The following is an 11,831-nucleotide window of genomic DNA, read 5'->3' as shown; positions in this document are numbered from 1 at the left end:
ACAACCCGTGGGCGACACGGTAGGGCAGAGCGCGCCGGAACGATCACACGGCGCGCTTCTTGAGCTTCCTCCGCTCCCGTTCGGACAACCCGCCCCAGATCCCGAAGCGCTCGTCGTGCTGCAGCGCGTACTCCAGGCACTCGGAGCGCACCTCGCAGCCCAGGCAGATCCGCTTGGCCTCGCGCGTCGAGCCGCCCTTCTCGGGGAAGAACGCCTCCGGGTCGGTCTGCGCGCACAGGGCGCGCTCCTGCCAGTCCTGCTCGTCGGTCGCGTCGAAGAGTTCCGTGAACACCACCGACTCCCGCGCCGGCGCGTCCCCGTCCACGTTGCGACCCCCGTCGAATTCCCGCATACCGTCCGCCTCCTCGCCTTCCGCTCTCCCCGGTTGGCGGACACCACTCGCCGTCCCCACAACGACGAATGACACCGATGTGATTACACCTGTGTCACAACACCCGGTCAAGCCGAGTCCACAGGACGGGGGATATTCGCGCGATCGGCGGCGAAAACCTTGACTGGCAGCACAGACGGTGATTCGCACGGCACACCCAGCGACCAGCGCGGCCCGAACGGCCGAACGAGCCGCTGCGTGCACGCGGGTGCGGCGAGCAAGCGGGGCGGCACGTTCCGGGCGCGGGGGCAAGCGAGAGGCGGCTTCGGAGCGGTCTGGGTGCAGGTCGCGATCAGGGCCCCTCGCCGGGAAGGCCACACTGGTGGGGTGAAGCGATCAGCGGTGCGACCCAGTCCACTGTTCCTCGGCCTCCTCGCGATCACGGTGGCAGGCGCCGTGATGACCTCGTTGGGCGACCAGGCCCGCACGTTCGACGACCCGGTGGTGATCGCGGGCACCGTGTTGTTCGTGCTCGGCGGGTGGGCGGTTTCCCTGTGCCTGCACGAGTTCGGGCACGCCGTGGTCGCCTACCGCGGCGGCGACTACGCCGTGAAAGCACGCGGTTACCTGACCCTGGACATCCGCCACTACACCGACCCGATCATGTCCCTCGTGCTGCCGCTGGTGCTGCTGGCGTTCGGCGGCATCCCGCTGCCCGGCGGCGCGGTGTGGATCAACCACCACGCCTTGCGGAACAAGCGCGTCGAGTCGCTCGTGTCGCTGGCCGGACCGCTGAGCAACCTGGTGCTCGGCGCGCTGCTGAGCCTGTCGGTGCTGCTGTTCGAACCGCCGGTGGGGCTGTCCGCCGCGCTGTCGTACCTGGCGCTGCTCCAGGTGCTGGCGTTCGTGCTGAACATCCTGCCGGTGCCCGGCCTGGACGGGTGGGGCGTGATCGAGCCGTGGATGTCCTACCAGGCACAGCAGTTCGGGGCGAAGGCGCGGCCGTGGGCGCCGCTGGTGCTGTTCGCGGTGCTGCTGGCGTTCCCGGCGGTGGCGGCGATCTTCTTCCGGCTGTCCTACGCGGTGTTCGGACTGGTCGGCGGCGAGGAGCTGTGGGCCGGGCTGGGGCAGGGCACGTTCATGTTCTGGCGCTGAGCCACTGAGCCGGCCGGCGCCGGGACGGGCGGCGGCGGCCCGGTTCGGGGCCGGTGGGAGGATGGCGTCCCGTGAAGGTCGTCGTACTGGTGGGAGGGGTCGGCGGGGCTCGGTTCCTCGTCGGCCTCAAGTCGTTGTTGAGTGCTCCTGAGCACGAGATCACCGCGGTGGTGAACACCGGGGACGACGTGTGGATGCACGGGTTGCGGATCACGCCCGACCTGGACACCTGCATGTACACCCTGGGCGGTGGGATCGACGTCGAGCGCGGCTGGGGCCGGGCGGACGAGTCGTGGACGGTCAAGGAGGAGCTGGCGAAGTACGGCGCGGAGCCGACGTGGTTCGGCCTCGGCGACCGGGACATCGCCACGCACCTGGTCCGCACGCGGATGCTCCGCGCGGGCTACCCCCTGTCGGCCGTGGTGGAGGCGCTGTGCCACCGGTGGCAGCCGGGCGTGCGGCTGCTGCCGATGTCCGACGACCGGGTGGAGACCCACGTGGTGGTGTCGGAGGGTGACGAGACCCGGGCGATCCACTTCCAGGAGTGGTGGGTCAAGCACCGGGCGTCACTGCCGGCGCACTCGTTCGCGTCGGTCGGCGCGGAGACCGCGACCGCCGGGCCGGGCGTGGTGGACGCGATCCTGGAGGCGGACGCGGTGCTGCTGGCCCCGTCGAACCCGGTGGTCAGCGTCGGCACGATCCTGGCCGTGCCGGGCATCCGGGACGCGCTGCGCAAGACCGACGCCGGCGTGGTCGGGCTGTCGCCGATCATCGGCGGCAAGCCGCTGCGCGGGATGGCGGACGCGTGCCTGACCGCGATCGGCGTGGAGACCTCGGCGGAGGCGGTGGGTCGGCTCTACGGCTCGCGCAAGACCACCGAGGGCGGGGTCCTGGACGGGTGGCTGGTGCACACCGGCGACCGGTGCGACGTGCCGGGCGTGGCGGTGCGCGCGGTGCCGCTGCTGATGTCCGATGTGGACGCGACGGCGGCGATGGCCCGTGCGGCGCTGGAACTGGCGGGTGTCGGCGTTGGCTGACCGACCGACGCCCCCGTTCGCCGACCACGCGGCCGGCGGCGCGATCACGGTCCTGCCGGTCACCGGGTTGCCGGAGTTCCGACCGGGCGACGACCTGGCCGGCGCGCTGGCGTCGGCCGCGCCGTGGCTGTCCTCCGGTGACGTGGTCGTGGTGACCAGCAAGGTTCTGTCCAAAGTGGAGGGTCGGTTGGTGCCCGTGCCGACCGACCCCGAGCAGCGCGACGCCGTGCGCCGGTCCTACGTGGAGGCGGAGGCCGTGCGGGTCATCGCCCGGCGCGGGCGGACGCTGATCACCGAGAACAAGCTGGGCGTCGTGCAGGCCGCCTCCGGGGTGGACGCCTCGAACGTGGCCGGCGACGAGATCGCGTTGCTGCCGGTGGACCCGGACGCGTCGGCGGCGGCCCTGCGGGCGGCGTTGAAGACGACGCTGGGCGTCGAGGTGGCCGTCGTGGTCACTGACACCATGGGCCGGGCGTGGCGGGTCGGGCAGACCGACGCGGCGATCGGGGCGTCCGGGCTAGCCGTGCTGCACCGGTACGCCGGGTCGGTGGACGCCCAGGGCAACGAGCTGGTGGTGACCGAGGTGGCCGTGGCCGACGAGGTCGCCGCCGCGGCGGACCTGGTGAAGGGCAAGCTCGGGGCGGTGCCGGTGGCCGTCGTGCGGGGGTTGACGCCTTCGGACGACGGGTCGTCGGCGCGGGACCTGGTGCGGCCGATCGAGGACGACCTGTTCCGGCTGGGCGTCGAGGAGGCGGTGGCGCAGGGGCGGGCCGAGGCGGTGCTGGTGCGCCGGTCCGTGCGGTCGTTCACGGCCGACCCCGTGGACCCGGCCGTGCTGCGGCGGGCGGTGGGCGCGGCCCTGACCGCTCCCGCGCCGCACCACACGCGGCCGGTCCGGTTCGTGCACCTGCGGGACCGCCGGGTGGCTCTGCTGGACGCCATGCTGGAGCGCTGGAAGTCCGACCTGCGGGCCGACGGGTGGTCCGAGGAGCGGATCGAGCGGCGGGTGGCGCGCGGCGACTTCCTGCGGGCCGCCCCGGAGATCGTGGTGCCGTTCCTGGTGGCCGAGGGCGCGCACAGCTACCCGGACGCGGCCCGGACGGCGGCGGAGCACACGATGTTCACCATCGCCGGCGGCGCGGCCGTGCAGGGGCTGCTGGTGGCGCTGGCCGCCGAGGGCCTGGGGTCGTGCTGGGTGTCGTCCACGATCTTCTGCCCGGACGTGGTCCGGGACGTCCTGGGCCTGCCGGAGACGTGGGAGCCGCTGGGTGCCGTGGCGGTGGGCCACCCGGAGGAGCCGCTGGTGCCGCGCCCGCCGCGGGGTGTCGAGGAAGGGTTCCTGGAGCTGTGAGCCTGCACGCCGATGCCGTCGAGGTGCTGACCGCCTGGCGGCCCGCCCAGCGGGAACAGGAGGCCCTGCGGCAGGCCTACCTCGGTTTCCTGGCCGCCCGGCCGGACGCCTGTCAGCGGTCCTGCGAGCCGGGGCACATCACCGCGTCCGCGCTGGTCCTGGACGCGACCGGGGAGCGGACCCTGTTGACGCTGCACCCGCGCGTGGGCCGGTGGTTGCAGCTGGGCGGGCACTGCGAGCCCTCCGACACGACCTTGGCCGGGGCGGCGCTGCGGGAGGCCGAGGAGGAGTCCGGGATCCGGGGGCTGCGCCTCGACCCGACCCCGATCCACCTGGACGTGCACCCGATCACGTGCTCGCTCGGCGTGCCCACCCGGCACTTCGACGTGCGCTTCCTGGTGCGCGCTCCGGTCGGCGCACAGCCCGTGCGCAGCGCGGAGTCCGTGGACCTCCAGTGGTGGCCGCTGGACGCCATGCCGTCGAACGTGGACGACCTGTACCCGATGGTCCAAGCGGCTCGGGCTCAGATCGCCCGGTAGTCGCGGGGCGAGAAGCGCGGGGCGAAGCGGGGTTTGCGGGCGCCCGACAACTCGACGTACCGGACGGCCCGGTGGCGTTGGGGCGAGTAGGGCGCCAGCACCTCGGCCATGCCGTCGTCGTCCAGCGGCCGGCCCAGCAGGGCCCAGCCGACCAGGCCGGCGAGGTGGAAGTCGCCGAAGCTGACCGCGTCCGCGTCGCCCCACACCCGCTGCGCCACCTCGGCCGCCGTCCACACGCCGATCCCGGGCACCTTGCGCAGCAGCGCCCGACCGGCCTCGCCACCCAGCGCCGCCGCGCCTTCCAACCGGTGCGCGACCTGGGCGGCAGCGATCAACGCCCGCCTGCGTGCCCCGTCCACGCCCGCCTTGTGCCACTCCCAGTCGGTGATCGACAGGACCGCCCGGGGCGTCGGCGGCACGAACATCCCGGTCACCGGCCCCGGCGCGGGCGTGCCGAACCGGCGGCACAACTGGCTGTAGGACCGGTGCGCCTCGGTCGAGGTGACCTTCTGCTCCAGCACGGCGGGCAGCAGGCAGTCCCACACCCGCCGGGTCGACCCCAGCCGGACGCCCGGCGACCGGCGCCGGGTCTCGGCGATCAGCGGGTGGTGGCACTCGAAGGCCGAGTCGTCGTCCTCCGCGCCCAGCAGCGCGGGCAGGCCGTCCAGCAGCCACTCCGCGCCGTCGCCAAACGCTTGCGCCTCGACGGCGTCGGAGCGCGTGACGTGCAGGGTGCCCGGCCCGTCCGGGGTGTTCGCGGTCAGCCAGACGCCCCCGACCGCGCGGAACGTGACGTCACCGGGTCCCCGCCGGAGGGGGCCGAGCACGGCGCCCACGTCCAGCGGGAACTCCGGCCGCCACGTCCTACGCATCGGTCGAAAACCGCACCCCTGCCTCGGGCAGCACGACCCCGGGCCACACCCGCGCGCCGCCGATGAGCTCGCACCGGGCGCCGACCACCGCGCCGTCACCGATCACGGCGTCCTTGACCACCGCGCCGGCCTGCACCAGGGCGTTCGCGCCGATCACGCTGCGCTCGACCACCGCGCCCTCGCCGACCACCGCGCCGTCGAACAGCACGGACCCGTCGACCACGGCGTCCGACGCCACCGTGCACCCGACGCCCACGGTCGAGCCGCCGGTCAACCGAGCCCCGTCGTCGACCTTCGCGTCCGCGAGCACGATCGCGTCACCGGGCGCGGCGGGCAGCGCGGCGGACGGCGCGACCCCGCGCACCAGGTCCGCCGAGCCCTGCACGAACGCGGCGGGCGTACCCAGGTCCAGCCAGTAGGAGGTGTCCACGTGGCCTTGGAGGCGCGCGCCGGACTCCAGCAGCCCGGGGAAGGTCTCCCGCTCCACCGACACCGGCCGGCCGGCGGGGATGGCCTCGATCACCGAGCGCTTGAAGACGTAGCAGCCGGCGTTGATCTGGTCGGTCGGCGGGTTCTCGGTCTTCTCGAGGAACGCCGTCACGCGGCCCTCGGCGTCGGTCGGCACGCACCCGAACCGGCGCGGGTCCTCGACCTTGACCAGGTGCAGGGTGACGTCGGCGGCGTTGGTGCGGTGGGTGTCGAGCACGCCACGCAGGTCCACACCGGACAGGATGTCACCGTTGAACACCATCACGTCGGGCTCGCGCAGCAGGTGGGCGACGTTGCGGATGGCGCCGGCGGTGTCCAGCGGCACCTCCTCGACCACGTACTCCAGCTCCAACCCGAGCGTCGAGCCGTCCCCGAAGTGCTCCTCGAAGACCTCGGCCTTGTAGGACGTGCCGAGCACCACGTGCGTGATGCCGACCTCCCGGATGCGGGACAGCAGGTGCGTGAGGAACGGCACCCCCGCCGTGGGCAGCATGGGCTTGGGGGCGGAGAGCGTCAGTGGCCGCAGCCGGGTCCCCTTGCCCCCGACCAGAACCACCGCCTCGGCGCCTTGCAGCTCCGACATGCCGTTTTTCCTCCTCCGCTTACTTCCGCTCGTGGATGCGAATACTCTGGCATGAGCACCTTGACGACACGGGCGCAGGTCTCGTGTCGCGGAGCGTCACCGATCGGCACCGCCGGCTCCCGCGAGCCGGCCCAAGGGAAACGCAGGAGAGATCCGGATGGACCCCCGCGCTCGGGCCGACGCGGCGCTCGCCCGTGCTCGCGCACGTGGCATCCACGTCGTCACCCCGGACAACATGACGAGCCCGATGGACTCGTCGGCCACCCAGCAGATCCCGAGAGCCATGGTCAACGCCGCCGACCCGCGCATGGTCGACCCGGAGTCGACCATGATCCTGTCGGCCCAGGCGGCGGCGGGCCACCCCGGCACCCCACCGACCCAGCCCTTCCCCCCGCAGAACCCGCCGCACACCCAGCCGATCGCCACCCAGCCGCCTGCCGGCCGGCCCGCAGGCGGACAGCCGGGCCCAGGACAGCCAGGGTCAGGACAGCCAGGCTCAGGACAGCCAGGCGCAGGACAGCCGGGCGCAGGGCACCCGCACCAGGCACAGCAGCCCCAGCCCGCCCCGCAGCCGCCGGCACCCCAGCCGGAGCCGGAACCGGAGTTGCGGGTGGCCCCCGGCCCAGTGCCGACCGTGCAGCAGGTGTCGACCTCCCGGCCGTCCCTGTCCCAACGCCTCTCCGGCGGCCAGGACCAGCCCCCGCAGGGCTTGTCCCAACGCCTCAACGGCTGATCAGCGCAACTCCCTCGCCCGCAGCGCGTGCTTTCGCGCGCAGCGCGTGCTTTTCGTGTGGGCTGCCGCGCGGCACCCCCCTGCCCGGGCTTCTTGCTTGTGTCATCCCCGTATGGCCTGCCCGAAGGGCTACCGCATTTTCCGGGGGTTGCGGCCGAAATTTTTGTGAGGAACGAGCAAAAATTTTAGCGGCAACCCCCGGAAAATGTGGTAGGCTCCGCCAGGCCATACGGGGATGGCACAAGCAAGAAGCCCCCGCCCTTTCTCTTGTGTCCATCCTTGGCGGCCTGCCCGCCGGCGAGGCTCTTTTCTCTTTCGCTTTTCAAGATCTTTTAGAAGCGCGCTTCGCTCTCAAGCCGAACGCGCTTCGCGCTGGTACGCGCGAAGCGCTCGAAAGATGAAAAGCGGCGCTCGCCGCGCGGCAGGCCGCCAGCGGGGGGTGAAGGGCGTCGGTTCCCCCGCCGTATGGCCTGGCGGAGCCAACCACATTTTGGGCCGGGTGCAGCCGAAACTTTTTGCTCGTTCCTCGCAAAAACTTTCGGCTGCACCCGACCCAAAATGTGGTAGCCCTTCGGGCAGGCCATACGGCGGGGGAACCGAGGCCCTCCACCTGTGGTTGGGACCACGACACCGCGCTGCGCGCGCCGAAAAGCACGCTGAACGTGCCCGAGTTGCTTTGGTTTGGTCAGGAACGGCGGGTCACCAAACGGAGGCGCAAGCCCAGGCCCGTTCGGACTGCCAAGCGCAAAGGCGCCCACAGCGGTCCCTGGTGCCGGTCCGACAAGTACCGGTAAGCGCTGCTGTGGTGCGCCGCCAGCATCCGGTTGGACATCCGGGACGTCGAGTGCCCGCCGATGTGGGTCACCGACGCGTCCGGCACGTAGACGTTCAGCCATCCCGCCCGGCCCAGCCGTTCGCCCAGGTCCACGTCCTCGAAGTACATGAAGTACCGGGGGTCGAACCCGTCCACCGAGTCGAAGGCCTCCCGCCGCAGCAGCAGGCAGGATCCCGACAGCCACCCGGCCGGGCGCTCGCGCACCGCGGTGTCCTCCTGCCGGTACTCCCGGGTCCACGGGTTGCTCGGCCACACCTTGCCGAACACGGCGTGCCCCAGCCCCCGCCCCAGCGACGGCAGCTGCCGGGCCGAGGGGTACACCTCGCCGTTCGGCTCGTGGATCAGCGGGCCGAAGGCGCCACCCCTGGGCCACCGCTTGGCGGCTTCCAGCAGCACGTCCAGGGAGCCCGCGTCCCAGGAGACGTCCGGGTTGGCGACGACCACCCACCCGTACTCCTCCGGCAGCGACGCCACGCCCCGGTTGGCTGCCGCGCCGTAGCCCAGGTTCCCGCCGGTCGGGAGGAAGGTCACCTCGTCGGACGCCGCCGCCGCGCGCTCGGGCACGCCGTCGGTGGACCCGTTGTCGGCCAGCACGACCCGCACGGGACGGGTGGTCGCGTCCTTCAGGGTGGACAGGAACGTGTCCAAGGTCTCACCGGGTGAGTAGGTGACGGTCACGACCGCCAGTCCGTCTCCGTAGCGCGTCACGCCGGTCACACTAGTGGCGGTCAACGGCGGTGGGTTCGGAAGGCCCTCTCGTACGCGAGGCGGTGGCGGGCCGCCGAGGTGGACCAGGTGAAGTCCTTGGCGCGCACCAGGGCCGCCGAGGACAGCGCGGCTCGGCGGGCCGGGTCGTCGAGCAGGTCGCCCAGGGCCGCCGCGATGTCCCCTGCTCCGACGCCGCAGTACGCGACCGCGTCGCCGCCGACCTCGGGCAGGCTCAGCCGCCGGGTGGTCAGGACGGCCGCGCCGCACGCCATCGCCTCCAGCACGGGCAGGCCGAAGCCCTCGCCCAGGGACGGGTAGGCGACCACGTCGGCGCCGCCGAGGAACCCGGCGAGCTGCCCGAACGGCAGGTACCCGGCCCGGATCACGCGGATGCGGTGCGGGACGGCGTCCAGCGCCCGTTCGACCTGGCTGTCCCACCCGGGTTGGCCGGCGAGCACGAGCGTCGGCGGGTTCGCCCGGCCCCGGCACGCCTGCGCGAAGCCCCGGATCAGCGCCGGCACGTTCTTGCGGGGTTCCAGAGCGCCCAGGAACGCCACGTAGGGCGCGTCGCCGAGGGACAGCGTCCGCCGGACGGCCGCGATCTCCTCGGGGGTGGGCGGGTGGAACCGCTCGGTGTCCACGCCGTGCTGGGCGATGTGCAGCAGCCGCCGGTCGGCGCCGGCGACGCGGGTCAGCTCGTCGGCGGTGGCGCGGCTGGGCACCACGCACAGCGCGGCCCGGCGCAGGGACGCCCGGGTCCACGCGCGGAAGAAGCGGGCCTTGACCGACGAGTGCAGGACCGGGTCGGTGAAGAAGGTGGCGTCGTGCAGGGTGACCACGGACGCGGCGCGGTTGGCCAGCGGCACGGTGTAGTGCGGCGAGTGCACGACCCCCACGCCGAGCCGGGAAGCCAGGCGCGGCAACGAGGTCTGCTCCCAGGTCAGGCGCGCGGTGCGGGTCGCGACGGCGTCGGCGGCGGCGATCACGCGGGAGTGCGGCGCGATCCGGCCGTACAGCTCGGCGTCGCGCGGCTGGCACACCACGCTGATCTTGGCGCCGTCCGCGTCCAGCGCCGCGACCAGCGAATCCACGTACCTGCCGACACCACCCCGGTCCGCGGGCACGGCGGTGGCGTCGATCAGCACGCTGGGTTCGACGGCAGGCACGCGGTGAAGAGTACGTGTGGCGACGGCCCGGTTACCCTGGAATGGCTCAATCGGAACGCGGCCGACCGGGCGACAGGTGCGCGTCCCACACCTTCCGCGCGGCGTTTTCCCAGGTGAAGGCCTCGGCGCGGGCGCGGCCGGCCGCCGCTATGCGGTGCACGACACCCTTGTCGGACAGCACTTCGCGCAGCGCCGCCACGAGCGCGGGGAGATCACCGCGGGGCACCACCAGACCGGCGCCGCCGCCCACCTCCACCAGCGCCGGGGCGTCCGAGTGGACCACCGGGACCCCGGCCGCCATCGCCTCGACCACGGGCAGCCCGAACCCCTCGGCGAGGCTCGGCGCGGCCAGCACTGCCGCGCGGCGCAGCACGTAGGCCAACCGCGCGTCGGACAACCGGCCCAGCAGCCGCACGTGCGGCGCGCGCAGGTCCACCCCGCCCCACCCCCGCGGCCCGACGACGACCAGCGGCACGTCCAGCTCGGCGGTGGCGGCGACCAGCGCGTCGAAACCCTTGCGGGGCTCGATGGTGCCGATGGCCAGGACGTACCGGTCGGGCACGTCCACCGGCTCCTCGGGTCCCAGATCGGTGACCCCGTTGTGGACGACGTGCACGGGTGCGCTTCCGGGTGCGTACCGGCGCAGTTCGTCGGCGACCGCCTGCGTCGGCACCACGATGGCCCGCGCCCGGGACACCGCCCGCGTGATCACCTTGCGGTGCCACGCCGCGCCCCGCGGGGTCAGCGTCTCGGGGTGGGTCCACGGGACGGTGTCGTGCACGGTGACCACGACCCGGCCGCGCGGCGGGGCCAGCGGGGTGGGCGCGTGGACGGCGTCGCCGCCGGGCCAGTACGGGACGCCGTGCTCCCACGCGGCGATCAGGGCGCGGCGCGGCAGCGGCAGCACCTTCGGCCCGAGCACGCCCGGGACGCGGGCCGCCGACGTGTCGGCCTGCCTGCTCACCGCGCCCGTGACCTCCCAGCCGGGCGGGGCGGTCCGGGCCAGCGCGGCGGCCAGTTCGCGCGTGTAGCGGCCGGTCCCGCCGGGCACGGGGGCCAGCAACTGCTCGGTCAGCACAACCAGGTTGGGCACGTCGCGTACCGTCTCACGCCGTGTCCACCCCCGGTACAACGGTGGTCGTGGTGACGTGGCGCGGTCGCGAGCACATCACCGCGTGCCTCGACGCGCTCGCCCGGCAGCGTCCACATCGGACACTCGTGCTGGACAACGCGTCCGACGACGGGACCGCCGAGCTGCTGGCCCGCCACCCGAGCGCGCCCGAGGTGGTCCGCCTGCCGCGCAACCGGGGGTACGCGGGCGGCCTGGCGGCCGTGCTGCCGCTGGTCGACACCGAGTACACCGCCTGGCTCAACGACGACGCCGTGCCCGACGACGGCTGGTTGGCGGCGCTGGAGCAGGCCCTCGCGGACGATCCCGGGGCCGCCGCCGCCACGTCGTCCATGCTGCTCGCGGACGGGTCCACTCAGTCGGTGGGCGTGGCCCTGACCGCCGACGGGCACGGCGTCGACCTGGTGCTCTCGGGTCGAGAGGTGTTCGGGTTCTGCGGCGGAGCGGCGCTGCTGCGCACGGACGTGCTGCGGGCCGTGGGCGGGGTTCCCGCGCAGTTCTTCTGCTACTACGAGGACACCGACACGGCGTGGCGGCTGCGGCTGGCCGGTCACCGGGTGGTGTCGGTCGGCCCGGCCCGGGTCCGCCACCGGCACGGGGCGAGCACCCGACCGGGGTCGCGCCTGTTCCACCGGTGGAACGAGCGCAACCGCCTGCTCATGCTCCTGCGCTGCGCACCCCTCCCGGTCGCCTTGACCCAGTTGGCGCACTTCACGGCGTTGACCGCCGCCCTGCTCCTGCGGCGCGGCCCGCAACCGCCGAACTTCCGCGTGCCCCTGCGCATCCAGGTGCTCGCGGAGGTCCTCTTCCGGTTACCGGCGACGCTCGCCCAGCGGCTGGCCGTCGGCCGCCGGGCGGAGGTGTCCCGCCGCGCCGTGTGGCGCGAGTGGGCGGGCAGGTAGG

The 11,831-nt window shown here is 73.4% G+C and carries 12 protein-coding genes; 6 read left to right on the top strand and 6 right to left on the bottom strand.

Translation table 11 applies throughout. From position 1 onward, the window contains the following. Positions 1-43: 43 nt before the first annotated feature. Positions 44-352 carry a WhiB family transcriptional regulator gene (locus DFJ66_RS28195; RefSeq protein ID WP_246029932.1) on the bottom strand — a complete coding sequence of 103 codons (309 nt, stop codon included), beginning with the start codon at positions 350-352 and terminating at the stop codon, positions 44-46. 366 nt (positions 353-718) lie between these two features. On the opposite strand from DFJ66_RS28195, the gene DFJ66_RS28190 reads away from it, so the two are divergent. The 4 genes from DFJ66_RS28190 (at position 719) to DFJ66_RS28175 (ending at position 4,413) form a co-directional block, all read left to right on the top strand. Next, on the top strand, positions 719-1,486 hold the full coding sequence (locus tag DFJ66_RS28190) for a site-2 protease family protein (RefSeq protein WP_121225421.1): 768 nt from the start codon (positions 719-721) through the stop codon (positions 1,484-1,486). A gap of 71 nt (positions 1,487-1,557) precedes the next feature. Next, a complete protein-coding gene (gene cofD / locus DFJ66_RS28185) occupies positions 1,558-2,523 on the top strand; it encodes a 2-phospho-L-lactate transferase (RefSeq protein WP_121225419.1) in 966 nt (321 codons plus the stop codon). Beyond that, positions 2,459-3,874: a coenzyme F420-0:L-glutamate ligase gene (locus DFJ66_RS28180; protein WP_121225417.1), complete on the top strand. Its 1,416-nt coding sequence runs from the start codon at positions 2,459-2,461 to the stop codon at positions 3,872-3,874. Before cofD ends, DFJ66_RS28180 begins: the two co-directional genes overlap by 65 nt. After that, entirely contained in the window at positions 3,871-4,413 is a 543-nt protein-coding gene (locus DFJ66_RS28175; RefSeq protein WP_121225415.1) for an NUDIX hydrolase, read from the top strand. Before DFJ66_RS28180 ends, DFJ66_RS28175 begins: the two co-directional genes overlap by 4 nt. Here DFJ66_RS28175 and DFJ66_RS28170 read toward each other — a convergent pair. Beyond that, positions 4,398-5,285 (bottom strand): DNA-3-methyladenine glycosylase family protein, encoded by an 888-nt coding sequence (locus DFJ66_RS28170; protein WP_121225413.1) that lies wholly within the window; start codon positions 5,283-5,285, stop codon positions 4,398-4,400. The two genes, DFJ66_RS28175 and DFJ66_RS28170, sit on opposite strands and share 16 nt — an antisense overlap. Then, positions 5,278-6,357, bottom strand: a complete 1,080-nt coding sequence (gene manB, locus DFJ66_RS28165; protein WP_121225411.1) for a mannose-1-phosphate guanylyltransferase — start codon at positions 6,355-6,357, stop codon at positions 5,278-5,280. Before manB ends, DFJ66_RS28170 begins: the two co-directional genes overlap by 8 nt. Positions 6,358-6,514: 157 nt before the next feature. Between manB and DFJ66_RS28160 the strand changes: the two genes are divergently transcribed. Beyond that, positions 6,515-7,090: a hypothetical protein gene (locus DFJ66_RS28160; RefSeq protein WP_121225409.1), complete on the top strand. Its 576-nt coding sequence runs from the start codon at positions 6,515-6,517 to the stop codon at positions 7,088-7,090. 685 nt (positions 7,091-7,775) lie between these two features. On the opposite strand, the gene DFJ66_RS28155 is transcribed toward DFJ66_RS28160, so the two are convergent. The 3 genes from DFJ66_RS28155 to DFJ66_RS28145 form a co-directional block, all read right to left on the bottom strand. After that, positions 7,776-8,633: a glycosyltransferase family 2 protein gene (locus DFJ66_RS28155; protein WP_121231853.1), complete on the bottom strand. Its 858-nt coding sequence runs from the start codon at positions 8,631-8,633 to the stop codon at positions 7,776-7,778. Positions 8,634-8,653: 20 nt separating this feature from the next. Then, positions 8,654-9,778: a glycosyltransferase family 4 protein gene (locus tag DFJ66_RS28150; RefSeq protein WP_121225407.1), complete on the bottom strand. Its 1,125-nt coding sequence runs from the start codon at positions 9,776-9,778 to the stop codon at positions 8,654-8,656. Between the two features lie 67 nt (positions 9,779-9,845). Then, a complete protein-coding gene (locus DFJ66_RS28145; protein ID WP_121225405.1) occupies positions 9,846-10,892 on the bottom strand; it encodes a glycosyltransferase family 4 protein in 1,047 nt (348 codons plus the stop codon). A gap of 20 nt (positions 10,893-10,912) precedes the next feature. Between DFJ66_RS28145 and DFJ66_RS28140 the strand changes: the two genes are divergently transcribed. After that, complete coding sequence (locus DFJ66_RS28140) at positions 10,913-11,830, top strand: glycosyltransferase family 2 protein (protein WP_246029930.1); 918 nt, start codon at positions 10,913-10,915, stop codon at positions 11,828-11,830. Position 11,831: the final 1 nt, after the last annotated feature.

It is taken from the genome of Saccharothrix variisporea (genome assembly GCF_003634995.1).
GTDB classification, from domain to species: Bacteria; Actinomycetota; Actinomycetes; order Mycobacteriales; family Pseudonocardiaceae; genus Actinosynnema; species Actinosynnema variisporeum.
The sequence above is the reverse complement of the archived record's forward strand: the minus strand, read 5'-3'. Positions and strand labels throughout refer to the sequence as shown.